Source organism: Haloarcula sp. CGMCC 1.6347 (assembly GCF_037078395.1).
GTDB classification, from domain to species: domain Archaea; phylum Halobacteriota; class Halobacteria; order Halobacteriales; family Haloarculaceae; genus Haloarcula; species Haloarcula amylolytica.
On record NZ_JAYMGX010000002.1, the window covers coordinates 1 to 23,511 of the forward strand.

Annotated in this window: 24 protein-coding genes and 1 rRNA gene; 9 read left to right on the forward strand and 16 right to left on the reverse strand. The window is 59.6% G+C overall.

The genetic code is table 11. The features are described 5' to 3' along the window. From VI340_RS08285 to VI340_RS08295, 3 genes are all read right to left on the reverse strand, one after another. Positions 1–408 (reverse strand): 16S ribosomal RNA (locus VI340_RS08285); the annotation flags it as partial. Between the two features lie 633 nt (positions 409–1,041). Beyond that, positions 1,042–1,338 carry a translation initiation factor eIF-1A gene (locus VI340_RS08290; RefSeq protein WP_044951882.1) on the reverse strand — a complete coding sequence of 99 codons (297 nt, stop codon included), beginning with the start codon at positions 1,336–1,338 and terminating at the stop codon, positions 1,042–1,044. A 152-nt stretch (positions 1,339–1,490) separates the two neighbouring features. After that, on the reverse strand, positions 1,491–1,727 hold the full coding sequence (locus VI340_RS08295; protein ID WP_008313394.1) for a UPF0058 family protein: 237 nt from the start codon (positions 1,725–1,727) through the stop codon (positions 1,491–1,493). A gap of 277 nt (positions 1,728–2,004) precedes the next feature. Here VI340_RS08295 and VI340_RS08300 point away from each other — a divergent pair, with 277 nt between their 5' ends. After that, entirely contained in the window at positions 2,005–2,181 is a 177-nt protein-coding gene (locus tag VI340_RS08300; RefSeq protein ID WP_008313392.1) for a hypothetical protein, read from the forward strand. A gap of 64 nt (positions 2,182–2,245) precedes the next feature. On the opposite strand, the gene VI340_RS08305 is transcribed toward VI340_RS08300, so the two are convergent. The 9 genes from VI340_RS08305 to VI340_RS08345 all read right to left on the reverse strand — a co-directional run bounded on the left by VI340_RS08305 (position 2,246) and on the right by VI340_RS08345 (position 11,796). Further along, complete coding sequence (locus tag VI340_RS08305; protein ID WP_049943110.1) at positions 2,246–3,001, reverse strand: DUF7289 family protein; 756 nt, start codon at positions 2,999–3,001, stop codon at positions 2,246–2,248. After that, positions 2,998–3,462, reverse strand: a complete 465-nt coding sequence (locus VI340_RS08310; protein WP_008313388.1) for a DUF7266 family protein — start codon at positions 3,460–3,462, stop codon at positions 2,998–3,000. Before VI340_RS08310 ends, VI340_RS08305 begins: the two co-directional genes overlap by 4 nt. Beyond that, on the reverse strand, positions 3,459–4,349 hold the full coding sequence (locus VI340_RS08315; RefSeq protein ID WP_336331183.1) for a hypothetical protein: 891 nt from the start codon (positions 4,347–4,349) through the stop codon (positions 3,459–3,461). Before VI340_RS08315 ends, VI340_RS08310 begins: the two co-directional genes overlap by 4 nt. Continuing rightward, complete coding sequence (locus tag VI340_RS08320) at positions 4,343–4,915, reverse strand: DUF7288 family protein (RefSeq protein WP_336331182.1); 573 nt, start codon at positions 4,913–4,915, stop codon at positions 4,343–4,345. Before VI340_RS08320 ends, VI340_RS08315 begins: the two co-directional genes overlap by 7 nt. A 2-nt stretch (positions 4,916–4,917) precedes the next feature. Next, positions 4,918–5,439 carry a DUF7287 family protein gene (locus VI340_RS08325; protein ID WP_044951885.1) on the reverse strand — a complete coding sequence of 174 codons (522 nt, stop codon included), beginning with the start codon at positions 5,437–5,439 and terminating at the stop codon, positions 4,918–4,920. A gap of 57 nt (positions 5,440–5,496) precedes the next feature. Beyond that, positions 5,497–7,533: a type II secretion system F family protein gene (locus VI340_RS08330; protein ID WP_336331181.1), complete on the reverse strand. Its 2,037-nt coding sequence runs from the start codon at positions 7,531–7,533 to the stop codon at positions 5,497–5,499. Then, on the reverse strand, positions 7,530–10,022 hold the full coding sequence (locus VI340_RS08335) for a type II/IV secretion system ATPase subunit (protein ID WP_336358189.1): 2,493 nt from the start codon (positions 10,020–10,022) through the stop codon (positions 7,530–7,532). The genes VI340_RS08330 and VI340_RS08335 overlap by 4 nt, the downstream gene beginning before the upstream one ends. A 137-nt stretch (positions 10,023–10,159) precedes the next feature. Beyond that, complete coding sequence (locus tag VI340_RS08340) at positions 10,160–11,305, reverse strand: pyridoxal phosphate-dependent aminotransferase (RefSeq protein WP_008313375.1); 1,146 nt, start codon at positions 11,303–11,305, stop codon at positions 10,160–10,162. Next, positions 11,302–11,796 carry an Lrp/AsnC family transcriptional regulator gene (locus VI340_RS08345; RefSeq protein WP_008313373.1) on the reverse strand — a complete coding sequence of 165 codons (495 nt, stop codon included), beginning with the start codon at positions 11,794–11,796 and terminating at the stop codon, positions 11,302–11,304. Before VI340_RS08345 ends, VI340_RS08340 begins: the two co-directional genes overlap by 4 nt. A gap of 117 nt (positions 11,797–11,913) precedes the next feature. Here VI340_RS08345 and VI340_RS08350 point away from each other — a divergent pair, with 117 nt between their 5' ends. Then, a complete protein-coding gene (locus VI340_RS08350) occupies positions 11,914–12,246 on the forward strand; it encodes a hypothetical protein (protein ID WP_008313371.1) in 333 nt (110 codons plus the stop codon). A 75-nt stretch (positions 12,247–12,321) separates the two neighbouring features. After that, positions 12,322–12,912: a thioredoxin family protein gene (locus VI340_RS08355; RefSeq protein WP_008313369.1), complete on the forward strand. Its 591-nt coding sequence runs from the start codon at positions 12,322–12,324 to the stop codon at positions 12,910–12,912. Positions 12,913–13,156: 244 nt separating this feature from the next. On the opposite strand, the gene VI340_RS08360 is transcribed toward VI340_RS08355, so the two are convergent. Beyond that, entirely contained in the window at positions 13,157–13,315 is a 159-nt protein-coding gene (locus VI340_RS08360; RefSeq protein ID WP_014040640.1) for a hypothetical protein, read from the reverse strand. Between the two features lie 198 nt (positions 13,316–13,513). Between VI340_RS08360 and VI340_RS08365 the strand changes: the two genes are divergently transcribed. The 4 genes from VI340_RS08365 (at position 13,514) to VI340_RS08380 (ending at position 17,729) form a co-directional block, all read left to right on the forward strand. Further along, positions 13,514–14,551 carry a DUF7504 family protein gene (locus VI340_RS08365; protein ID WP_008313362.1) on the forward strand — a complete coding sequence of 346 codons (1,038 nt, stop codon included), beginning with the start codon at positions 13,514–13,516 and terminating at the stop codon, positions 14,549–14,551. Between the two features lie 50 nt (positions 14,552–14,601). Beyond that, complete coding sequence (locus tag VI340_RS08370) at positions 14,602–15,270, forward strand: O-methyltransferase (protein ID WP_008313361.1); 669 nt, start codon at positions 14,602–14,604, stop codon at positions 15,268–15,270. A 101-nt stretch (positions 15,271–15,371) separates the two neighbouring features. Beyond that, on the forward strand, positions 15,372–15,974 hold the full coding sequence (locus VI340_RS08375; protein ID WP_023843310.1) for a chemotaxis protein CheC: 603 nt from the start codon (positions 15,372–15,374) through the stop codon (positions 15,972–15,974). A gap of 102 nt (positions 15,975–16,076) precedes the next feature. Next, a complete protein-coding gene (locus VI340_RS08380) occupies positions 16,077–17,729 on the forward strand; it encodes a long-chain fatty acid--CoA ligase (protein ID WP_008313357.1) in 1,653 nt (550 codons plus the stop codon). 31 nt (positions 17,730–17,760) lie between these two features. On the opposite strand, the gene VI340_RS08385 is transcribed toward VI340_RS08380, so the two are convergent. Next, positions 17,761–18,534 (reverse strand): hypothetical protein, encoded by a 774-nt coding sequence (locus tag VI340_RS08385; protein ID WP_336358190.1) that lies wholly within the window; start codon positions 18,532–18,534, stop codon positions 17,761–17,763. Positions 18,535–18,660: 126 nt separating this feature from the next. Between VI340_RS08385 and VI340_RS08390 the strand changes: the two genes are divergently transcribed. After that, positions 18,661–19,815, forward strand: coding sequence for an acyl-CoA dehydrogenase family protein (locus VI340_RS08390; protein ID WP_008313353.1), 1,155 nt, complete (start codon positions 18,661–18,663; stop codon positions 19,813–19,815). A 741-nt stretch (positions 19,816–20,556) separates the two neighbouring features. On the opposite strand, the gene VI340_RS08395 is transcribed toward VI340_RS08390, so the two are convergent. After that, positions 20,557–21,885, reverse strand: a complete 1,329-nt coding sequence (locus tag VI340_RS08395; protein WP_008313351.1) for a Cdc6/Cdc18 family protein — start codon at positions 21,883–21,885, stop codon at positions 20,557–20,559. 617 nt (positions 21,886–22,502) lie between these two features. On the opposite strand from VI340_RS08395, the gene VI340_RS08400 reads away from it, so the two are divergent. Continuing rightward, a complete protein-coding gene (locus VI340_RS08400) occupies positions 22,503–23,300 on the forward strand; it encodes an N-acyl homoserine lactonase family protein (RefSeq protein ID WP_336358191.1) in 798 nt (265 codons plus the stop codon). An 18-nt stretch (positions 23,301–23,318) separates the two neighbouring features. Here the strand turns inward: VI340_RS08400 and VI340_RS08405 are convergent, their stop codons facing one another. Further along, positions 23,319–23,501, reverse strand: a complete 183-nt coding sequence (locus VI340_RS08405) for a hypothetical protein (RefSeq protein ID WP_008313347.1) — start codon at positions 23,499–23,501, stop codon at positions 23,319–23,321. Positions 23,502–23,511: the final 10 nt, after the last annotated feature.

The window sequence follows — 23,511 nt, forward strand, 5'->3', positions numbered from 1 at the left end:
AAAGCGAGGGCTATATGCCCTCACACTCGGAGTCCCCCTATCGCACTGTCGTGCAGTGTAAAGGTTTCGCGCCTGCTGCGCCCCGTAGGGCCCGGTATCTTGTCTCAGATACCGTCTCCAGGCTCTTGCTCTCACAACCTGTACCGATTATCGGCATGGTGGGCCGTTACCCCACCATCTACCTAATCGGCCGCAGCCACATCCTACAGCGCCGGAACGTTTCTAACTCTCGACACTCCAGTCTGAGAGTTATATCCGCTATTGGCCTCAGTTTCCCGAGGTTATCGCGGTCTGTAGGGTAGTTTGGCCACGTGTTACTGAGCTATATGCTACGAGTCTGAACTCGTGCAACTAGCATGGCTAAATCGGACTCCGATAGCAATGGCCTCCGGCAGGATCAACCGGAATGTGCTGATATACATCAGCGGCGGAAGTGGTTGCACTCCGTCGGAAGCAAACACATTGGTTCCTACACCAATGTTGACTACTGCATGGGTCCGTGGGCTCACATCAGATTCCATCTTGACGGCGGACCGCAGGGGTGGAATCCTCATGGGGTGGATCTCGCCGGCCCCAGAAGGGGAAGACGAGATCCTCTCGTAACCCGCACCGACCCAGGTGGCCGGCCGAGCGTGTCGACCCGGGCTCGCTGCCCGGTGCGACCTTCGCATTAGTTCAGAAGACGGGGGAACATATAAATGGATCGTCTCACGACCGCCCTGTGTAGAACACACACGACGCATACGTAACGTGATGCCGTGACACGCATAACCGCAAGACAGCATCCGGGTGTCGGTGATCCAACGTGTATTCGTTCTCGGATCCTGACATGCGGTTCAGTGACCGAGTTCCAGCCAGCCATTATATATCAATTGGGAGTAGTAGGAACTCGACGGTAGACGACTGTAGTGTGCCGGGAGCTAAGACGGAGCAAGGGTCGGGACACTCGACAAGCAAGCAGTCAGACCAGCGACAATTGCTGGTCACAGCAGAGAACTATCTCACCGTCGTCGTGAACCAGGACGCGGTACAGTGGTAAAATTAGGCGGTCAGCGAGTCGATGTGGCCTTCGGCACGGAGCTGATCAGCGTCTTGCCCCTTGTAGCGCCATTCGATGTTGGCCTTCTCGTCTTGCCAGTCCCACGGTTCGGCGAGAACGATGTCGTCCTCGTTAATCCAGGTTCGGAACTTCATCCGGCCCGGTATCCGTCCGAGTCGGGTTTCGCCGTCCTCACAGCGAATGCGGACGTGGTTCCCGCCAAGGTGCTCTGTTACCACTGCAAACATCTCGTCGTTTGTAGGCATGCGGAGATTCCGCCGCCCTGAATCGTCGCTCACAATATAAATACAGTGTCCTCCCGTATAAGTCGTTTGAGAGGCGGGATAGCGTGTACCATGCGGCCGACATAGCGGCCGTGCCACGGCAGGAGCTTGCCGATAGCTACTGGAAATAGTGAACGGTGAAAACGAACTGACGACAGGACGTCGATTCAGTCGGCAGTCAGCGCCTGTGGTTCGTCGGCTTCCTCGGCCATCGAATCCGTCAGTCCGGAAGCGAGCGCAAACACTGCTTCCTTGTGGTCAGTCTTCGATTTGTGGATCGATGTCGGTTTGACACCGAGATCAGCGTACAGATCGTGCTCGACGCTCGTGTCCGCTTCGTGCTCGTAGTGGTGTTGTACCTGCGCGAGAAGGCTGTGAAGGTGAATGAGTTCTTGCTTCTTCATTAGTGTCCAATCTTATGGAGTGGAGGGTAATAGTACTACCTTGCCAACGGCTCACATGCCGCTACCGTTCGGATACGACTCTACCCAATCTCAGATGCAAAGATAGAGCCGTTTACCGGCGTATGAGCGCCTGTATCACGAGTTCCGCCTACGGATCGTAATATTCTGTTTTCCACCCTAATATCGAACAAAACAGAGAATTGCCACTATGTGACTCTTCCTTCATTAGCGGCTAAAGAGAATTGAGGTGCTACTGACCTGCGAAGCGCTCTCAATCATGAAAGACCACGACAATATATTAGTATTCGAACACTTCATACCTGCTGAGCACATACCTATGGCCGTAATGAACTGGAAGCACCCACGAGACAAGACTGCGGCTATGGCGAAACAAGAAGAAGCAAACAGCGGGACGGAGTGGTCATTCATCGCAGCGCTGATGACTGCTGCATAACGGTTTTCTCGCCGTCCAGAACTGAGTCTGACAGCAACGGATCTATGCACTGCAGGCAGAGGCCTTAGGTGATAGTACGGATATCGACCGTCGTATTGTGGACGACAGCGCGGCTGACACCAGTACACTGGTAGGTGTGTGGTTCCGAGTGGCCCGACCAGTTCGACAGTTCCTGCTCGAACAGGCGGTGCCATGCATCCGGATATGCAGTCTCCGAGACGTTGATCGAGACGGTTGTCGCGGACGGTGACTTGCCAGCCTGTGGCGAAATAAGCGTCTTGTTCTGGATAGCGGTCTCGATTGTGACGCGGTTCGACGACGAGAAATCCGTCTGTCCGTCGAGCGAAAGGGCAGAGATGTAGACACTGTCACTTCCGGGGCTACACCGGAAGCGGGGTTTCCGTGAAACGACCAGCCCCTCCTGCTGAACCCGGTACACTGCACCGCTGGTGTAGACGATATCAGTCCCCGAATCAGTCTCCCGAACGAACGCTCCGGTCGAAATATTCGTTGACTGTCCGTCGACAGTTACGTTAAGCGTCGACGATCGGATGGAGAGTCCGTGACCCTGGAGTTTCATACTCGTGGTCCGTCGTGGAGCGTCGCCCTGAATGTGGTCGCCCGTGGTTTCCGCGAACCCGACCATCGACGTTTCTGCGACATCGGTTGTCGCCCCCTGTTGGATGGCATCGAACGCCCCAAGCCCACCAAGCGTCACCAGCGCAATCCCAGTAATGATGATACTGAACGTGAGCGTAAACGCGAGCAGGTCGGACACACCACGGTCGTGACCGCTTTGGCTTGACAGCGGCGAAGTCATCCGCGAGTCACCTCCATACAGCCGGCAGTCCGGTTGTACGATACAGCCAGAGGCCCACTGGAGACGACAGATGGGCAGACATTAGTTTCGTTCTCGAATCGGACGACAGCATACCGATTCAGTCCTGATGCGTTCACGTACACACGCGTGCGTGAAGTATCAGGAGAGACCTCGACGTTGTACGACTGATCAGCGATGCGCTCGGGATACATCGCACGGAACGATACTGTCGAGTTGAGAGTGGCAGTGTCGAACGCATCCAAGCGGATCAGGTCGCGCGCGATACCATCGCCAACGTTCTCTAGAGCTTCTTCAGTCACTCGCTCACGCTGTGAGTCGACCATCTGGCTCCCGCCGATGAGGAGGCCGGTCACCAGCAGCGACGTGATACCGATAGTGAGTGCCTGCGTGACCGCCGGCGAGACACCACGGCTGTCAAACAGGAAACGGGTGAGGCTCATCCGTCGTTCACCTCCACCAGTACTGTTCGGTTGTAGCTCGCAGACGGTGTGTCGTAAGTCATGTCGATGGCAGGGACGACTGGATAGTTGACACGAGCAACTGGAGAGGCATAGTTCGAGGACGGGAACGTCCCGACTGCCGCAAACTGGTACCGCCCTTCGGCCTTATTTCCGTTCTTTATTTCAACTGAGTACGGGGGGTCAAGGCTGTGATAGCTATCGAAAGAACTGCTGTTACTTCCGACAGTGCATGACCCAGCGACAAGGTCGACGTTGACGTCTCCGTTGCCGTGACACTGCGTTTTGCCGTCGACCGTGACGTTGTTTCCACTATCAATTGTACTCGGCTCAACTGACAGTTTCATGTCCTCAGAGCCGTTTCGAATGACGACAGTGAAGGTATTCATCGAGCCGCCGACGACGTCCGCAGTGAGATTGAACACCGCAACGCGAGAGACATCATTCGCAACTAGCCAGTCGTTCTGCGGCCCGCCCGAGGGGTCTGGACGTTGGAACTTGGAGGACGTGCCCGTCTGATTGACTTCGGTACCAAGCGACGCCGACTCGTTCAGCGTCGCGTTGAGATAGGTTCCGCCGCTGCTTGCGACGACCCGGTTGTGCGTTCGCGTGTAGTTCCGAAGCGCGTACTCGTATCGCTCCTCGAATCCATCGAGGCCATCGCCCCGCGTCTGGGCCGCGAGTTGTCTGAGATCGCGCTCGACAGAGGCTTCGCGGTCAGCCGTGCGCTCGATGGTATCCGCGCTTCCGGTGGTCGTAATACCGTCAGTGACCGCGAGACTGTGGGCAAACAGAATCGTACTGAACACGACGATAGCGACAGCAATACCCCCGATCAACAGCAGTTGTCCGCGTTCGTTGGCTACCATACGACCAGACGCACCTCCACGACGTTGTAGACGATAGAGTCGGACTCCGCGTCGGGAGCGAAATACCCGTCGACGGTCGAGAGGGACGGTCCGGTCCCGCTGCAGTCGCCGATTCGAGCGGGCATATCGTCGGTCAGCGTCACCGTTTCGGTCGCGACGGCTGCGTCGGCTGGCCGGTCAGCAACGTTTGCGTCTGTTTCCTGCGAGACGATAGTCGTCTGGCGCGCGTCCGAATCCGAGTCCCAGTAACTGAAGTATAGATTGTATTGGTCGCCCTGGCGGTCGAAGGTCTGGTTCAACATCATCTCGAACTCGGTGGAACTGCCCGTCTGATTGCCGTTGAGTGTCGGCGTTCCGACGCTGTAACACGCCGTCGCGTTGTGCAGCGCTCCGGTTTCTGCCGCCAGTGATAGCGTGTCGCTCGCACGACTCTCCAGTTCTGCTGTCCGCTGCTGGGAACCCGTCTGGAACGGGCCGGTGTCGACTGCCGACAGGCCGTAGACGGTCGCCGTCACAACGACGATGGCCGCGAGAACGCCTTCCAGCGTGTAGGCTTGGCCACGCATCGTTACCACACCCTCACGACGAGCCAGCAGACCGGATCGCACTGGCCGGTTGCGTTGGTCAGTTTCACCACGCGAGACGTCGTTGCGACGTTGTCTCTGTCGGCGACATCGGGCCCCCAAGCGAGCCGCTGGTCGTGGTCATCAACTGCCGGGTCCCGTGTCCCTGCTTTGAGCGATGACGCGTTGACCACCGTTACGTTCACCCGCGGGTTCACGCGGCGCTCTGTCGCGACGTCGAGTCCGGCTTTCTCCTTGAGACCGCTGAGATCTGTGTCCGCGTTGAGGGACGCATTGATCCCACCACTCGTGTTGTAGCGAATGAGGTTTCGCGTCCCGTCGACGGAGTAGTTTTCGACGAGGTACGTCCCCGCCCTGTCCGCAATTGGTTGGTTACGCTGTACGTCTGGGGATTCGTACACGCCGACCGCGCTGCCCTGTACGAAGGCCAATACCCCGATTATCGTCACGAGCAGGACGCTCACCCCTACGGCGAAGTCCTGCGGTGTTTGTGCTCTTGTATCCATGTCCCACACACCCTATTTTCTGTCTGATACGTTCGCTGTCGAACCGCGAGTGGGGCGCTATCCCACGGCGATCCACACCACCAGTGCAATCGTCGACAGGACGACTGCGAACTTTACGCCGGCGACGAGCTTCACTTCCCGAATGTAGCCGGCGATAAACGACGACAACAGCGCCTGCAGCGTCACCGCGTGGAAGAACAGCATCGACAGCAGTTCCGTGTCGACACTGCCACCGAACCCACCGCCGGGCGCGCTCGAACTGCTTGACCCGGAGGCCTGCGTCGCCAGCCCCGACATCACATCGAGGAACTGTGTCTTTAGCAGCGCCATCACGCCCAAAAGCGTCAGGTAGGTCATCAGGATGATGACCGTCTGCATCCGCGTTCGGGACTTGCGCTCCCGTTCAATGTCGTCCTGGTTCTCCGAGGCCTGAGCGGCCGTCGAGAGCACGTCCTGAATCTGGCTGGAGGCCTCCTGTGCCTCCGCGATAAGCTTGACCGTCCGCGCCAGCCGCGGGACGTTGTACTTGTTGTTAAATTCCCGGAGCGCGTCCTTCAGGCTCGTCCCGTAGTTGACCTTCGCGTGAATGGTCTCGAACTCCTCTGAGAGCTTTCCGGAGGACGTCTCGGAGACCACTTTGACTGACTCCAGCAGCGTCATCCCGGTGTCGTTAGCCGACGCGAGTTTCCGGAGGTTCTCCGAGAGTTTCCCGATTATCGCCTTCCGCGAGCGCTGGTTCCACTCGTAGAAGATCATCAGCGGGATGAAGTTGAGGTACATCGGGACGTACACCCAGAAGAACGTCGAGCGGACCGGGACGGCGATCATCCCATCCAGCGATAACGGAGCCCAGCCGATGACGATAGCCGCGACGATGGCGAGGATGGACAGCGGCACCGTCAGCCACAGCACCAACAGCGGATGGTCACGGAAGAACAGGTCAGGCCGTTTGAGAATGCCGAGAAGTTCGTAAGTCCCTTCCCGGCTCTTGATCCGGTCGAAGACGCTGTAGGTGCCCGTGTAGCTCTCGATGAGTCCGAGGTTGAACACGCCGACACCTTCATCCACGACGAGTTCCTTCTCGCCGGGACTCGAACGCAGATAGCCGTCCCCGATAGAGTCCTGTGTCACAGTCGAGACGAGGACGAGAAAGCCCAGGCCGGTTAGCGGAATCAACCCGTACACAGTGCCGTAGATGAGCGATTTCTGTGCGTTGCCCATCATCGACATGATGACCAGAATGATGATGAGAAGCAGCGGGAACAGCGAGAGCGTCATGTACATCTCGCCGAACAGCTCCAGCGTCTCCAGCATCTTCTCCTGTTCCTGCCTGGCGGTTCGCATGTGCTTTTCCTTCTGGTCTTCGAGGAAGGAGGTCATGTCCCCGCCGGAGTTGATTATCGAGAGCATGTCCGTCAGGAACTGCGACAGCTCGTCCGACGGTGTCTGGAGCGCCTGGTTCCGGACTGCAGTCCGGTAGTCCGTGTCGAAATACTCCGTCTCCAGTACGATAGACTGGAACTCCTGTGCGACCTCACCGTACGTGTCTTCGGCCCGCCCCATCGACTGCAGGATTTCGAGTTGATTGAGCCCGCCCACGGACAGCGCGTACATGAACGAGATCGAGTCGGACAACAAGACGTTGATTTCGCGCTCGCGCGCGCTCGCACGGAAATACGGAATCGAGACAAGCGACCCGAACCCGATACCGAACCCGATGGCACCGAAGACGAAGCCGGTGACGATGACGAGGAAGGGGAGTTTCAGCACGGCCAGAATCTCTGAGACGCTCTCAGACACCGGAATCCCGATGAGCGTCGGCGCTTCCCCACCGGCAAACAGCAACTGGACCAGCAGATAGCCGAGGAACGTGCCGACGAGCCACAGTGCGAGGCCCGCAATGACACCGACCGCGAGCGCGCGTGCGAGGAACATCTCGACGTTGTCGGCCATCCGGGCCTCCGCGAGTTTGTTCTCGACGCTGTTGACGAAGTCGCCCTCGTCGTCGAACACCATCTGGTACGCCGGGTAGAACGTGTCACCGAGGGCACCGCCGCTGCCCACCTGTTGCTGACTCGGTGTGTCGAGGCTCATTCGCTATCTGCCTCCGCTCCGGCCTTCGGAACGAACTGGCCGAAGTCGATGCTGTCTTCGTCAGCGCTTTCCTCGGAATCGTCCATCAGCGCCGAGACGATGTCCGGCGTTTCACGGCTCTTGTAGGTGTTGAACAGCGGCTGTGCGTTGTCGAGCACCTGCTTTGTCTCCTCGACCATCTCCGGCGGCGCGTCCGGCCGGGGCACCATCTCCTCTTTCTCCGGATCGATATCGATCTTGACAGATTCCATCTCCCGGAGGTCCTCGAGCGACAGTTCGAGCTGGTCGTTGGCGATGAGCGTGAGAATGGTGTCGGGGTCGTTGATGAACGCCTGGATGGTCGCCGCGACCTGCGTGTAGGTGTTCAGCCCCTTCTCGATGAGGTACGCGAGGACGACCTTGCGCTTGAACAGTTCCTCGTCGAGTTTATCCTGGGTCCACCCGCGGTCGAACTTGATCTCCTCGAGGGTGTTGGAGTTCCCCATCTGGATGTACTCGTCCGTCTCGGCGCGCCACTCGTAGACGTCCCGGACGTTGATCTCGTCGTTCTCGGCGGAGTACTCGTTGATTTCGGTCAGGGACTTGTTCCGGCGGACCTTGTTGCCGTCGACCCGCGTCTGGGTCTGAATCGACACGAGGTCGAGCGCTGTAAACAGCGTTTTCGAGACGTTGATAGGTTCGGTCGTGAACCGCTTGATGACCTCGCCGACGGAGTCGGCGTGGAACGTGGTGTAGGTGGTGTGGCCGGTCGACATGACCTGGAACAGCGTCCGACCTTCCTCACCACGGATCTCACCCATGACGATGTAGTCCGGGCGCTGACGGAGTGCGGCCTCCAGCAGGTCGAACTCGTCGACGTCGCCCTTGTCGTCCTCACCGAAGGAGGGGCGCGTAACGCTTGCCACCCAGTTCCGCTGTGGCAATTCGACCTCGCGCGTGTCCTCGATAGAGACGATCTTGGAGTTCGACGGGATGAACAGCGAGACGGCGTTCAGGCTCGTCGTCTTCCCCGAGGCAGTACCGCCGGCGAAGATCAGGCTCTTGTTGTTCTCGATACAGAGCCAGAGGAACGCCATCTCGTCCAGCGAGAAGGTGTTCCAGTTGATGAGGTCGATCGGGGTAAAGGGCACGTCCTTGAACTGCCGGATGGTGTAGTTCGTCCCGTGGTCAGACACCTCCCGGCCCAGGGTCAACTGGGCACGCGACCCGTCCGGCAGCGTCGCGTCGACCTGGGGCTGGCGCTTCGAGATACCCTTCCCGGAACGCTGGGCGAGTTTCACGACGAAGTCGTCGAGTTCCCCCTCGCCGTGTTCGACGTTCGAAATAATCTGCTCGTAGTCGGTGTGATAGACGAACACCCGGGAGTTGTATCCGTCACAGGAGATGTCCTCGACGTTGATGTCGTGTTTGACGCCGTCGATGCGCGCGTAGCCGACGAAGTCCCGCTTGAGCATGTACAGCAGCTTCTCGACCTGATACTCGTTCAGCTTCGGGTCGTCGTCTTCGAGGATAGCCGGCTCAGGACGTGTCGAAATGCCGGAAAGTTGGCCCGTGGTTTCACTTTGTGTTTCCTCGTCCAGTCCGAACAGTTCCTTGACCTGCCCGAGAACGCTTTCTTCACCGCTACTGGAGACCGATCCGTTGTAGAGGTCGTACCGCGAGAGGAGTTGTTCGGCCTCCCGCTGGATGACCTGTGCTCGGTCGGCGTCGGTCCCCTGAACGATCACGTCGTCCTCGGAGTACTTGATCGCGGTCTTGAGCTTGCCCGAGAGGAACTCTCGGAGGTCGATCTCGATATCGGTGAGATACGGCTCGATGACGTAGTACTTCTTCTCGTTCTCTTTCCGTGAGTGGAAGATGATGACGCAGGCGTAGGGCTTGTTGACCCAGTATCGTTCCAGTTCGTTGAAGTGAGATTTCTTCGACTGGGGAACGGCTTTTTCGAGGTCGTAGCGGTTGACGACGGTTGTGTGGCCGTCTCGTGTCGAGAAGAACTCGTCTTCGTCCAGTTCCGGATTCACGTCGACGGTGTTTTCGTCGACGTACTCGTGCAGTTCACTGGCGATGTCTTCGGCGGCGGACAGCTTGTTTTCCGTGTGTTCGGGGTCGAAGTTCAGATACTCACTTTCGTCGAAAGGGATGACTTCGCCGTCACTGTCACGGGGGAGACTGCCGTCCTCGTAATAGTACTCCTGTTTGAAATGCTCCCATGTGTAGATGTCTTTCGCGACTGGTGTCGTGGTTGGGTCGAGATACTCCTCGAACGGCGCTTGCAGTGTTTTACCGGCACTTGCCGCGTCTTCGAGCCGCTGACTGAGTTCTCTCGGCTCGAAGCCGAGGTACACGCTCCGGTCGAACCGCCCCCCATCGTGTACCTCCCGCCGGAGATCGTCCCATGTGTATTCGCCGACCCGTACAGGCTCGTCAGTCAGGTTCCCCCCACCGTTGACCTGATCTGACTCACCTCCCCCAGTATCATCGATAGCCATTGTTATTCATCTCCAGTTAGGCAGGAAAAAACTTTATCCCCACCAAATGTCGATGAAAAAGAAGTTCCGGTTGTTCGTATCACGGTCTCCTTACGGTAGTAAGTGGACCATACTGAATGTTTCGCCGAGATTAATTGTCAATTAAGGAACGATTCGATCCGGGCCATCGCTTCTTTGAGATCGTCGAGACCGGTCGCGTACGACACTCGCAGGTGGCCCGACCCGCCCTCACCAAAGGCAGTTCCGGGTACGACTGCGACCCGCTTTTCTTGCAGCAGACTCTCGGCGAACTCGCCGGCATCGTCCCATGGACATTCCGGGAACGCGTAGAAGGCTCCAGCCGCCGGGAAGCAGTCCAGTCCCATCTCTTCGAAGCGTGTGAGGACGTACTTCCGTCGGCGGTCGTACTGGGCGGCCATGTCTGTGACCTCGTCGCGGCAGTTGTCCAGCGCCTCGATAGCGGCGTGCTGGGCCGTCGTCGGGGCCGAAAGCATCGAGTACTGATGGATACGGTTCATCGCCTCGATGGCCTCCGGCGGGGCCATCGCGTACCCGAGTCTGAACCCCGTCATGGCGAACGCCTTCGAGAAGCCGTTGAACACGACGGTCCGTTCACGCATCCCAGGGAGGGTAGCGATAGACGTGTGGTCGTGTTCGTACGTGAGGTCGGCGTAGATCTCGTCGGCGAACACGAGCAGATCGTTTTCGCGGCAAAAGGCCGCGACAGACGCCATCTCCTCGGCCGTCATCGTCGCTCCGGTCGGATTGTTCGGGTAGCAGTACACGAGGGCGTCGGCCTCGGCCGCACCGGACGATTCCAGCACCTCTCGGGTGAGTTTGAACTCGTCTTCCGCGCGTGTCGGAACGTCGATAACGTCGATACCGGCGAACGTCGCGCCAGGGATGTACGAGACGTAGCAGGGCTGGGCGATAGCGATCGAGTCACCGGGGTTTAGCAGCGCCCGAAAGGCGAGGTCGAGCCCCTCGCTCGCGCCCGCCGTGACGAGGATTTCCTCGTCCGGGTCGTACTGCAGATTGTGTGTCGACGCCTCGTAGTCCGCGATGCGGTCCCGGAGTTCCCGCTTCCCGCGGTTGGCTGTGTATGATGTCTGGCCGCGTTCGAGCGACGCGATAGCGGCTTCGCGGGCGGCCCATGGGGCCGAGAAGTCCGGTTCCCCGACCCCGAGCGAGATGATGTCGTCCATCTCCTCGGCCAGTTCGAAGAACCGCCTGATACCCGAGGGCGGCACGCTGTCGACCCTGTCCGCTGCTTCGAATGTCATGGTGAGACGGACAGGCGGTCGTCGTCGTCGTGGTCGTCGAACTCCATCCCCTGCTCCTTGTACGACTCCATGATGTAGTGGGTTACCGTCTGCGTGATCTCGGGAATCGGCGCGATTTTGTCGCTGATGAAATGCGACACTTCGCGCATCGAATCGCCCTCGACCTCCAGATCGAAGTCGTAGTCACCGCTGACGAGGCGAAGCGAAGTCACTTCCGGAAACTTCGCGATCCGGTCGGAGATGTCGTCGTAGCTGGTCTCACGGTCCAGCGTGACGTTGAGTTCGACGGTGGCGCGAACGCGCTCCTCGTCGGTCTCGACGGCGTTCCAGTCGACGACTGCCCCGTAGCCGCGGATAACACCTGCCTCCTCGAACTCCTCGATAGCCTCGGCTACCTCGCTCTCGGAGTAATCAGTCAACCGAGCGATGTCCTCGGTCGTGTAGCGAGCGTTCTCCCGTAGCAGGTCGAGTATCTCGCGGCGACTGCTCATACAGTGCCAGGAGAGTGACGCGGACAAAAGCCTTGCTCAATAGTGAGAGAGCATCACACCATTCGGTCGGAAATACACCAGACAGTTTTAATATCTCTGACGGTTAGGTGTCGACTAATGTTCGAAGAGGGTGGCCAGCGGGCTGGTTCTGACACGGGATGGGCACACATCGCGAACCACGACAAGGCGGCGACGGTTATTGACACGATACTCCGCCTCGATGCGGACGAAACGTATACGAAAACGGCCTTGAGCGAAGCAGCCGGTGTGCCGCTGAAGACGCTGTACCTCGACGGGACGCTCGAAGAACTGGTGACGGTCGGATTACTGGAAAAACACGAAGCGGAGGGGAAAGAGACGCTGTTCTCCGTTGACGACGGGAGCGCCGCGTTCGAGGCAGCGAAAGCCTTCGATACTGCGGCAGCGACGTCGGAAGAAGCGGACAGTTGAGCAAAAAGCGGTCGTCTCGGAAGTCCGTGTAGCGCGTCCGTGGACTTTTAGCGGCGACAGTCGTAGTAGGGAGCGATGGTTTCACTCGATTCGGAGTCCGACGTGCTCGGGCGTGGGGACGAAGCACCGCCGTTCGAACTCTCGGGAGCGGACGGGGCGACGTACTCACTGTCGGATTTCGCGGACAGGGACGCGCTACTGGTCGTATTTACCTGCAACCATTGTCCGTACGCGAAAGCGAAGATTGACGAGCTAAACCGGCTCGCGACGGAGTACGACGACCTCGCTGTCGTCGGGATCAATGCCAACGACCCCGAGGAGTACCCCGACGACTCCTTCGAGCGGATGCAGGAACTCGTCGAGCGCGGCGAGATACAGTACGACGCGTATCTGTTCGACAAGACCCAGGAGGTCGCGGCCGCGTACGGCGCCCGCTGTACCCCCGATCCGTTCCTGTTTCACAACGACGGCGGGACGTTCAAACTGGCGTATCACGGCCGCCTCGACGACGCGCCGAACCCGGACGACGAACCCAGCGAGCGGGAGATGGCCGCACACGTCGAAACGTTGCTCGATGGCGACCAGATTACAGCCGCTGAAAAACCGTCCAGAGGCTGTTCGATAAAGTGGAAGCCCGGCAACGAACCGGCGTACTGGGACGCCTGATCGGGCGGCCCAGCGTGAGCAGTGCCTTCGAGACGAGTACGTCGCCCGGAGTGAATCGGTGACCCAGAAGACGTGTGTTAATCAAGACATTCCTAGCTACGGCTACTTTTATGCAGTGGTGAGACAGCCGTCAGCATACATCATCAAAAAGCTCATCCACGGCGCGGAGACGGTCGTCGGCGAGATGCTCGAAGATCGGTCGACCGAGGCTGCCTTCTGGCAACCCAGACCGTAGAGCCCGTCGTTAGATTTCGTCCAGCGACTCGAACCCGCTCCAGCACTCACAGTCGAGGTCGTCGATGGACGTGACCTCGTCCGGAAGCGAACTTATCGGCATCCCGTCGTCAAACTCATCACACTCCTCGATGTGGATAGAAAAGTCGCTACTCGACATGATTGGCATAGTAAGTAATACGCCGTAGTGCTGCAAAAATCCTCGGAATCGAGACGGTCCGGGACACGCCCTGAGAACTGGTCACACAAAGGGCGTCGATCCGGACAGTGTCTCATTTTCGAGCGGTTCCCGATTGAATGTTACCATATATTAAGGGAACGCTTATTTGTTGATGGGTTTATGGTTCCTGATACGATACAGTACGCAATGAACTCCGGGAGTGGGACAGTGGACCAGCCTCTGAGCGAGGCCGCGTCCGTATTGGTACTGGCACGCGGTTCGAGCGACGCCGAACGAGAGGGGTGTGCCGGATTCCTGACTGAACAAGGAGTCAGTGTCTCGAAAGCCATCTGTGTCACAGTGTCTGAGTCCCCCGATTCCCGCCTCTCGCTGTGGCAGCAGCACCTCGACGACGAGATGCCCGAAGAGGCGATTATCGTCGACGCCGGCAGCGAGTTACCGGCTAACTCGCAGGCAGCGGCGTCTGGCGCATTTCCCTCATTGACGCTTGATACCCTTCCCTCGACAGTGGAGCCGATAGACATCGGAGCGGCTGTCTCTCGCCATCTCGGTCGACTGGAACAGGCAGATGCACCGCTGCTTCTGTGCCTGCATTCGCTTACTGGCCTGCTTGAATCCTGGGAACGCGACCGCGTCATCGCGCTGGTGACTGCGTTGAACCGACAATGTGCCGAGATGGACGTCTCCGGCCACCACCACATGGACCCGGAGGCCCATGCGGAGGAGACAATCGAGATGTTTCGGCCGCTGTATGACGTCGTGTACGAGTACCTCCCGGACCACGGCTGGACCGTCACAGCGTCGAAAGACACGGAGGAGACGCCGACGTTTCGGGACACCGTCACCCCACCCGGCGGCGTCAAGAAAGGCGACCCGGAAGAACCCGAAACGATCCCGATACCGTACTCGTTTGACCAAGTTCTGGAACTGATCTCCGCCCCGCGGCGACGCAGTCTCCTGTATCACCTGAAAGACCGGTCCGAAACCGAGGTCCCGCTCGACGACCTCGTCGACCGCGTCTACGAACGCGAGAAGGCCATCCCGGCCAGAGCGACCCCCAAATCACGCGACGAAGTGGGCGTGTCGCTGGCACACAATCACCTGCCGCGGCTGGACGACCTCGGAATTCTCTCGTACGAGACAGCGGCCAACACTGTCGAGTACTACCCCAATCCGGCGCTGGAATCGGTCATCCAGTACGTCGAGCGCCTCGAACTCGGCTAGCTCCGGTGCGGACCCACTCATTTATGTCACCGCTACCGGCATAGCCCGGTATGGACGAAACCCCGCTTCCCGAGGTCACAGAGCAGTTCGCCCGGACACTGGCGCCAGGCAGCGATGCAGTTATCGAGGAGATGGACGCCAAAGCCGACCGGGAAGGGTTCCCGACGGTCGGCCCCGCAGTCGGTGGCTGGCTTCGCCTCGTTGCCCGGATGGTCGACGCCGACCGTATCTTCGAGTTCGGCTCCGGCTTCGGGTACTCCGCGTACTGGATGGCCCCCGCGGTGTCCGACGACGGGCAGATCGTCCTGACGGAGATTGACGCCGACGAACTGGAGGAGGCCCGCGAGTTCCTCGACCGCGGCGGGTTCGCCGACCGGGCCGCTTTCGAACACGGGGACGCAATCGAAACCGTCGAAGGTTACGACGGCCCGTTCGACGTGGTGCTCATCGACAACGAGAAACACCGCTACGCGGAAGCCTTCGAAGCTGTCCGCCGGAAAGTGCCGGTCGGTGGAGCCGTGGTCGCCGACAATATGATCGAGGCCGGGCCGCTGGAGTTCGAGGAGGTACAGGCGTTGCTGGACGGCGACGACATCGACGCCAACGAAACGAGTCGCGGCATCGCCACCTATCTCGAACGTGTCGGCGACAACCCGGCGTTCGAGACCGGATTGCTGCCGCTCGGCGAGGGCGTCGCTGTGAGCGTCCGCGTGGAGTGAGCATCCCGGTATCGACACGCTCCGATTCTCGCCGACGAAAATGCGGGTGCATAGCTTATGTATGAGGACACACAACTCAGCGGCAACGCTGGTCCTAACGAATGAGTCTGATGATAGATATTCGGAAGCTCGGGTTGTTCAATCAGATGGCTAAAGAGGGCGGTAACACCGTTGCGAACCACCTCAGCCAGATGACAGGGATGGAGACGGAGATGGAGATCACGAAGATCAACTTCATCGATATCCCGGATATCAAAACACACGTCGGCGACGAGAAGCAGATCGGTATCAGTATCGAGATGGTCGAAAAGCCCCACGGGCACATCCTATTCCTGTTCAACGCCGCCAGTGCGAAGGACCTCGCCACCGGGATGATCGGCGATATGGGGGAAACGGACCCCAACGCGGACGGCTTCACCGACATGGAGCGCTCGGCGATTCAGGAGATCGGCAACATCATGACCAGCGGCTTCATCGACGGCTGGGCAAACGTCCTCGATACGACCATCGACATCTCTACGCCGAACTTCACGTTCGGCCCCGGGAGTGGGATGGTTGACCAGCTCGTCGGCGACCGGGACAACGAGATGGCGCTGATGTTCGATTCCCGCGTCCACGCGCTGGAGTCTAACATCAACGTGAAAGTGTACACGTTTCCGGAACTGGAAGAACTGGTCGACCTGATGCAGGAAATCGAAGTGTAAGCAGACGTGTGCGAACGGGGCGGCGAGCACTGCGGATGAACTCCTTTTCCCTCATGAAAGATTTAGCAGTGTTTCTTGTATCGTGAGCCCCTGCATCATGATATGCCAGGAGGCAGCCCGCAAACTCTACGACCGTTCCTGTGGCGTGCAGAAACACTGTATCCGGACACGGAAGTCGTCTCTCGTACCCACGAAGGTATCGTCCGTCACGACTACGCCGAATACGCCGAACGGACGGCGCAGCTAGCGAACGCGATCGAGGAAGCCGGCTACGGCGACGGCGAACGGCTCGGGACGTTCTGCTGGAACCACAGCCGGCACTTCGAGACGTACTTCGGGGTACCGGGAACCGGTGCACAGCTACACACTATCAACCCGCTCCTGCCCGACGAACACATCCAGTACATCGTCAGCGACGCACAGGACGAGCTCATTTTCGTCGACGAATCGCTCCTGCCGAAGCTCGAAGGTGCCGCCGCCGATGACCCCGAGTCCTTCGAAACGGTCGAGCAGTTCATCGTGATGAGTGAGTCCGTCCCCGAGACGGACCTCGATGCCGTCGCCTACGAGTCGTTCATCGCCGACCAGCCGACGGAGTACGACTGGCCCGAACTGGAGGGAGAACGGCCCGCAGGCCTCTGTTACACCTCCGGCACGACCGGACGGCCGAAAGGCGTCGAGTACACCCAGCAGATGCTGTGGAGCCACACGATGGCGATTCAGTCGCCACAGGGGATTCCACTCGACGACGACGACGTCATGATGCCCGTCGTCCCGATGTTCCACGTCAACGCGTGGGGACTCCCGTTTTCCGCAACTGCGGGCGGGGCCAAGCACGTCTACCCCGGTCCACAGCCGGAACCGGCAGACCTCGCGAAGCTCATCGAAGAGGAGGACGTCACCGTCACCGCCGGCGTCCCGACCGTCTGGCTGGGACTGATGGAGTACATCAAGGAAAACGACGTCGACCTCTCGTCGCTCGAACGGCTCATCGTCGGCGGCAGCGCCGCGCCCGAAGCGATGATCCGATTCTTCGACGACCGCGACGTGGAACTCGTCCACGCCTGGGGGATGACCGAGACGGCCCCGGTGGGTGCGGTGGCGTCTCTGCGGAGCGACCTGGAGGACGCCGACTACCAGACGCAACTGGACAAGCGGGCGAAGCAGGGACTCATCGCGCCCGGGCTGGAGTTCCGTGTCATCGACGACAACGGCAACGAGGTCCCGCACAACGGGGAGGACTTCGGCGAACTCCACATCCGCGGGCCGTGGGTGACGACGGAGTACTTCAAGCGGCCGGAAGCGAACGAACAGGAGTTCGAGGACGGCTATCTGAAGACCGGCGACGTGGTGTCCGTCGACGAGGACGGCTACATCAAGATCGTCGACCGGGCGAAAGACGTCATCAAGAGCGGTGGCGAGTGGATCTCCTCGCTCGAACTGGAAAACGAACTGATAGCCCACGACGACGTGAACGAGGCGGCAGTCATCGGTGTCCCCCACGAGCGCTGGCAGGAGCGCCCACTCGCGATGATCGTTCCGACGGCCGACGCCGACGAGGAGACGCTCGGTGATGAACTCCGGGAGCACATCCTCGATTCCTACCCCAAGTGGTGGGTGCCGGACAACTTCGTCACCATCGACGAGGTCCCGAAGACGGCAACCGGGAAGTTCGACAAGAAGTCGCTCCGCGACGAGTACGCCGACGAATCACTCGTCGAGGGCCGCGTCCCCGACGACGCCGCACCGGAATAGGGGAGCAAGCTCGTCTCCGGCGAGCTAACGGTTACTGGACGCCAGTGACGAGATTCCGGACTTCGGTCCGATAGGTGTCGGGCTGGAGTCCGAGGTCGACATCGACGGTGACCGTAATGCCGTCACTCAGGGCGTTTTCGACGACCTGCTCGAAGTTCTGTGCCGGGTACGCGCCCCCGGAGATGACGACGAAATCGCCGTGGTGCCAGACGGCGAACATCGCCGAGATGTCGATGTCGCTGGCCGGTATCTCGACAGCCTCGTTCTCGGTCACGTCGAACGAAATCCCCTCGAAGGGGTACACGGCGGACAGTTCGACCGTCTCGGCCGTCTCGCCGGTGTCGATATCGATGGTTCCCGCGCCGGTTTTCTCGATGTCGGTCAGTCCCTGGGCCTCCATCTGCTGTTCGAAGCTGTCGCGGGCGTTCGTTCTGACTTCCGCCAGCAGTTCCTTGCGACCTACGCCAGCCGGGAGATTGTCCAGATCGGGGCTGAAGTCGACGCGGGTGGCGAAAAACACGGAGAGCGCAGTCTGGACCTGATCGAGGGTACGACTGGCGACGCGTTCCTGTAGCTGTTCGTCGACGTACTGGACCGTACTGGAGACAGCCTCGACCGAGACCGGGCCGTAGCTCCGGTCGAACACTGTTTCCGAGGACTGGTCCGTTCGCGTCCAGCCGCCGTCTTCGAGGCGCTGTTTCGGAACGTCCGGTGGCGGTGCCTCGGCCGCGGCCAGAAACGAACATCCCGCAAGCCCGGCGGTTCCGAGGGTGGCTCCGGCAAGCAGGTAGTCTCGACGGTTCATGCCCGAGGAAGGCCACAGCCATGGAAAAGCGTGCTGGCCGATTATCAGGAGTTTCCGGGAAACAACTATGGCGGTGTTTGGCAGAGTTCCACGGAGTATATCAGTACACAAACCATGATAGTCCCCATGGATCTGCTATCCGAGAAACTCGTTCCGGAGCACGCACGCGAGGTCAAGGAGGAGGCTCGGGAGTTCGCCGCGGAGCACATCGAACCAGTCGCCGGTGAGTACTACGCGTCCGGGGAGTATCCCTGGGATGTGCTCGAAGCAGCCAGGGAGGCCGGCCTCGTCGCACAGGATATCGGCGAGGAGTGGGGCGGGAGCGGCTACGACCTCCAGCAGATGCTTGCGATGGCGGAGGAGCTGTACAAGGCCGACGCAGGGATCGCGCTGACGATCCAGCTCGCCAGCTTCGGGGCAGAGATCGTCGAGGACCACGGCGCGGACTGGCAGAAAGAGGAGTTCCTCGAGCCCGTCGCCACCGGCGACCAGCTTACCGGCCTCGCCGTCTCCGAGCCAGAGACGGGGAGCGACCTCGCCGGGATGACGACAGCCGCCGAGAAGGACGGCGACGAGTGGGTACTCAACGGCGAAAAGTACTGGATCGGCAACGGTGTCGAGGCCGACTGGGTGACGCTGTACGCCAAGACCGGTGACGATCCGAACGACCGCTACGGGAACTACTCGATGTTTATCGTCCCGACGGACGCCGACGGCTACCACGCCGAACACATCCCCGAGAAGATGGGCTTCCGGGCCTCCAAGCAGGCTCACATCGTGCTCGACGACTGCCGGATTCCGGAGGAGAACCTGATCGGCGTCGAAGGGGCCGGCTTCTACATGCTCGCCGAGTTCTTCAATCACGGCCGCGTCGTCGTCGGCGGCCACGGCATCGGCCTCGCCGCGGCGGCCATCGAGGAAGCCTGGGAGTTCGTCCACGACCGCGAGGCCTTCGGCAAGACCGTCGACGAGTTCCAGGCGGTCCAGCACAAACTGGCCGACATGCAACTCGGTCTCCAGTCCGCCCGAACGCTCACCTGGCACGCGGCCGAACGCGTCGCCAACCAGGAAAACGCCGGCTACTGGGCCGCACTGGCAAAGACCAATGCGACCGAAGCCGCGATGGACTGTGCGGAGAAAGGAATGCAACTACACGGGGGCCGGTCGGTGCTGACGGAGAACCGCATCTCCCGCGTGTACCGCGACGTCCGGATTCCGGTCATCTACGAAGGGGCCAACGACATCCAGCGGAACCTCATCTACAAGCAGGCCCCGATGTAACCGAGAGGGCTCAGTCGATCACTGTCGATTGGTTGATTGCGTCGCAAACGACGTATTTTTCGCTGGAACACCACCCTACGAGTGTTCTGACAGCCCTATACAAACGATCCGACACCACCCTACAAGTGTTCTATCACCCCCTACAAGTGTTCTATCACCACCCTGCAAGTGTTTCCAGTACGACTACAACCGGACCAGAACAGTGGACAGGTGTTCACACACCACCCTGCAAGTGTTCGCACGGGGTATGCGTCGTACGGGGGTGCGCGAGCGTCTGAGATTCCCGAAAACACCACCCTGCAAGTGTTTTTGAGACGTTGTTCGGAGTTCCGATGCACCACTCTAACACCACCGTGCAAGTGTTTCCCGCACTGGGAGCGACAGACGAGAGCCCACGGGAACACCACCCTGCAAGTGTTCAGAAAAGCCCGTTTTGAGCGGTTTTCCCGGTGAATTGGTGTTGACACCACCCTGCAAGTGTTTTCGAAACGGAATACCGGGAGGCTGTGGTGGAAACGGACGGACACACCGGTCTGCAAGTGTTCTACACACTGCAGCGGAGGGTAACTGCCACACAATCGCTCGGTAGCACTCCGGGTTCAGGTCTATTGTTGGCACACACACACCACCCTGCAACTGTTCTGGACGGCACAATAGAGGAACTGCCACTGAACACACACACACCACCGTGCAAGTGTTCTGCCGTGTGAGCCGGTGGGGGGAGGGGAGCAAATACGCTGGCTACGTGAACTGCCAGAGGTTCTGTTGCTCGTCGTCGGTCGTGTCCGGTGCCTCGAACTCGGTCGCCTCGTCTTCCAGATAGTGTTCGAGTATCCCGTTGACGTTGCTCGGCACGGCATCGCTGTAGGACGACTGGAGCGCGGCGTTGATGATATCGGTCGCGTCGTCGGTGACCTCGTAGATGTACTTGCGCCCGCCCTTGCGACCGAGGTTGCGTTCGGCCGAACGGACCAGCCCTTGCATGGAAAGCTGGTCGAGGAACTCGTAGATCTTGCGCTCGGATTTCACGCGGCGGCCGCTCGACTCCGCAATCGAGGAGTAGAGGTTGTAGATCCGCTTCGTCGACGCCTCGTGTTTCGGTTCGATGAGCGCAAGCGTCGTCGCGAGATACGTCAACGCCTGCTGTGAACTCAGGTCGTGCTCGAAGTAATCCAGCAGTTCGTCGGTTTCGATAGTGTCTGTCGCCCGTCGCGTATGCGCTTCTGTGACACCATCCGCGCCCTCCATCCGCGCGTACTCCCCGGCCTTTTCGAGGATTCGGAGTCCCTGCCGAACGTCGCCCCGTTCCTGTGCCGAGAAGGCCGCCGCCAGCGGAACGACGTCTTCGCCGAGCACGTCCTCCCGGAACGCGATGTCGGCGTAGTAGCCCAGAATGTCCCGGAGTTCGGTCGCGTCGTACGGGCCGAACTTGATCTCTCGCTCCCCGAGCGTCGATTTCACTTTGGGTTCCAGCACGTCGACGAACTTGAGGTCGTTCGAAATCCCGATGAGTCCGACCTTTGCATCGGTGATCGGCGTGTTCTCGTTCGCTTCGGCCCGCGGCAGTTCATACAGGAAGTCGTTCCGCGCGTCCGCCGGAATGTTGTCGATCTCGTCCAGAATAATGAGGACGTTCCCACCCACGGCCTCGATCTCCTCGTAGAGGAACTCGAAGACGCTGTCAGTGCTGTAGCCGCTCTCGGGGAGCTGGTTCTCCGGATCTCGGAACTCGTTGACGAGCGTGTTGACCAGCGCGTACGCCGACCGGTAGTTCCGGCAGTTTATCGGACCGACAACGGTGAGCGGGATGTCCTCGGCCTCGGCCTTCTCTTCGAGTTTGTCCCGTACCCACTTCGTAACGGCAGTCTTTCCGACCCCCGTTGGGCCGTAGACGAAGACGTTGTTGGGGTCGTGGCCGACGATGACGTCCTGAAGCGCGTTGATGTAGAACTCGATCTCCTCGTCGCGGTGAAAGATCGTATCCGGCGTGAACGTGTCTTTTTTCAGCGGTTGCTTTCGTTCGAAGATCGCGTCAGTCCCATCGAACGGGTTCTCGTTCACGTCGACCATCGTACGCCACCTTTTGAATGATTCTATATAAAACCAGTGACCACCGTACAAGTGTTTCAAGTGTTTTCACGCCGAACAGTCACACACCACCGTGCAAGTGTTTCTTCGATCCCTCTAGAAAACAGCCACGAGCAGTCTGCTGCACCGACCCTTCATCTAGAACACTTGAGTCCTGCGATTCTCGACTGTCTCGTTCTGGACCGAATATAGAACTAGTACTACTATTATATATTTTATGGTAAAGGCAATAAATCATATTCACCATCGAACGTCCTACCTTATAGAATTCAAGCTACAAGTGCTTCAGGGCACCCAAATCTGCATATACGGATAGTCTTCTGATCATTTACTCTCAGTAGAATCGAACAGCCTACCGCTTCTTTAAGTATGCAGTGGGACCCTCCCCCTCCCCACCCCCACCCCTGCAAACACCGAGAACACTTGCAGGGTGGTGTGTGTGGGTCCCGCTTTTCCACCGACATTTCGTTATAAAGGTCTCTCGGCATCGATATAGCCTGCAATCCCTGCCACAGCGAACGATGGATGATATAGCGAACTAGCCTGCTCCCCACGCGCACGACACTGCTCTTTACTTTCTGACAGCCCGTAGACACCGTATGGACGACCTCACAGTGACGTTCGTCGACCGGGGCCGCGTACAGGCTGATCGAAACTTCGTCGTCGACGGCCACAGCGTCGCGACGGCCTCGGACCGCGACCCGGAACACGAGTACGAAACGTACGTCGTGTGGAACCTCATCGTAGAGACGCCCGAGATGACTATCCTCTGGGACACCGGCTCGCATCCGGAGGCCGGCGACGGGTACTGGCCGACGTCGCTGTACGAGGCGTTCGCACACGTTGACGCCGAGGAGCACGCCCTGCCGGCGGATCTCGAAGATGCGGGCTACAGCATCGACGACATCGATGCCGTCGTGATGAGCCATCTGCATCTGGACCACGCTGGCGGCTTGCACAACTTCGCGGGAACAGACGTCCCGATCTACGTCCACCGGGAGGAACTCCCGTACGCGTACTACAGCGCCAATACGGACGACGGCTCTATCGCCTACCTCGCCAGCGACTTCGACCGGGACCTGAACTGGGAGATCGTCCACGGCGACAGCTATCATCTCACCGATGGGGTCGAACTGTTGCACCTTCCCGGCCACACGCCCGGACTCATGGGCGCGTTCATCGACCGCCCGGCACGGCCGCTCCTCGTCGTCGGCGACGAAGCGTACGTCGAGGCGAACTACGCGGGCCAGTCGATGGCGACGAGCCTCCTGTGGAACAACGGCGCGTGGAAGGAGAGCCTAGAGCGGTGCCGCGACCGACAGCGGGCGACGGGGGCTGAAGTGCTGCTCGGCCACGACCTCGCGGTGTTCGAGGATGTGTCTGGGACTGCGGATTGATTCGAGGTCCACGTCAGGTTAGTCCGACACAGCGACAAGCGTTCGGCGCTCCCCGTCGTCAGTCGCCACGACCCATCGGTCTTCGTGGCGCTCGATGACCGCCCACACGCCGAAAAACAGGTGCAACTCCAGTTCGAGACCGTTGACGCGCTCTCCGGTCTCCTCGATGCGGAACTCTCTGGACTCGGCCACGTTCGTCATCTCAAGAGCG

Excerpts from the sequence above, each read along its gene's own strand:
- VI340_RS08380 (WP_008313357.1), top strand. The coding sequence starts at position 16,077 with ATGCCAGGAGGCAGCCCGCAAACTCTACGACCGTTCCTGTGGCGTGCA.
- VI340_RS08365 (WP_008313362.1), top strand. The coding sequence starts at position 13,514 with ATGAACTCCGGGAGTGGGACAGTGGACCAGCCTCTGAGCGAGGCCGCG.
- VI340_RS08320 (WP_336331182.1), bottom strand. The coding sequence starts at position 4,915 with ATGCGTGGCCAAGCCTACACGCTGGAAGGCGTTCTCGCGGCCATCGTC.
- VI340_RS08330 (WP_336331181.1), bottom strand. The coding sequence starts at position 7,533 with ATGAGCCTCGACACACCGAGTCAGCAACAGGTGGGCAGCGGCGGTGCC.
- VI340_RS08350 (WP_008313371.1), top strand. The coding sequence starts at position 11,914 with ATGTTCGAAGAGGGTGGCCAGCGGGCTGGTTCTGACACGGGATGGGCA.
- VI340_RS08395 (WP_008313351.1), bottom strand. The coding sequence starts at position 21,885 with ATGGTCGACGTGAACGAGAACCCGTTCGATGGGACTGACGCGATCTTC.
- VI340_RS08400 (WP_336358191.1), top strand. The coding sequence starts at position 22,503 with ATGGACGACCTCACAGTGACGTTCGTCGACCGGGGCCGCGTACAGGCT.
- VI340_RS08375 (WP_023843310.1), top strand. The coding sequence starts at position 15,372 with ATGAGTCTGATGATAGATATTCGGAAGCTCGGGTTGTTCAATCAGATG.
- VI340_RS08345 (WP_008313373.1), bottom strand. The coding sequence starts at position 11,796 with ATGAGCAGTCGCCGCGAGATACTCGACCTGCTACGGGAGAACGCTCGC.
- VI340_RS08315 (WP_336331183.1), bottom strand. The coding sequence starts at position 4,349 with ATGGTAGCCAACGAACGCGGACAACTGCTGTTGATCGGGGGTATTGCT.
- VI340_RS08370 (WP_008313361.1), top strand. The coding sequence starts at position 14,602 with ATGGACGAAACCCCGCTTCCCGAGGTCACAGAGCAGTTCGCCCGGACA.
- VI340_RS08305 (WP_049943110.1), bottom strand. The coding sequence starts at position 3,001 with ATGACTTCGCCGCTGTCAAGCCAAAGCGGTCACGACCGTGGTGTGTCC.
- VI340_RS08355 (WP_008313369.1), top strand. The coding sequence starts at position 12,322 with ATGGTTTCACTCGATTCGGAGTCCGACGTGCTCGGGCGTGGGGACGAA.
- VI340_RS08360 (WP_014040640.1), bottom strand. The coding sequence starts at position 13,315 with ATGCCAATCATGTCGAGTAGCGACTTTTCTATCCACATCGAGGAGTGT.
- VI340_RS08295 (WP_008313394.1), bottom strand. The coding sequence starts at position 1,727 with ATGAAGAAGCAAGAACTCATTCACCTTCACAGCCTTCTCGCGCAGGTA.
- VI340_RS08310 (WP_008313388.1), bottom strand. The coding sequence starts at position 3,462 with ATGAGCCTCACCCGTTTCCTGTTTGACAGCCGTGGTGTCTCGCCGGCG.
- VI340_RS08385 (WP_336358190.1), bottom strand. The coding sequence starts at position 18,534 with ATGAACCGTCGAGACTACCTGCTTGCCGGAGCCACCCTCGGAACCGCC.
- VI340_RS08340 (WP_008313375.1), bottom strand. The coding sequence starts at position 11,305 with ATGACATTCGAAGCAGCGGACAGGGTCGACAGCGTGCCGCCCTCGGGT.
- VI340_RS08335 (WP_336358189.1), bottom strand. The coding sequence starts at position 10,022 with ATGGCTATCGATGATACTGGGGGAGGTGAGTCAGATCAGGTCAACGGT.
- VI340_RS08300 (WP_008313392.1), top strand. The coding sequence starts at position 2,005 with ATGAAAGACCACGACAATATATTAGTATTCGAACACTTCATACCTGCT.
- VI340_RS08405 (WP_008313347.1), bottom strand. The coding sequence starts at position 23,501 with ATGACGAACGTGGCCGAGTCCAGAGAGTTCCGCATCGAGGAGACCGGA.
- VI340_RS08325 (WP_044951885.1), bottom strand. The coding sequence starts at position 5,439 with ATGGATACAAGAGCACAAACACCGCAGGACTTCGCCGTAGGGGTGAGC.
- VI340_RS08390 (WP_008313353.1), top strand. The coding sequence starts at position 18,661 with ATGGATCTGCTATCCGAGAAACTCGTTCCGGAGCACGCACGCGAGGTC.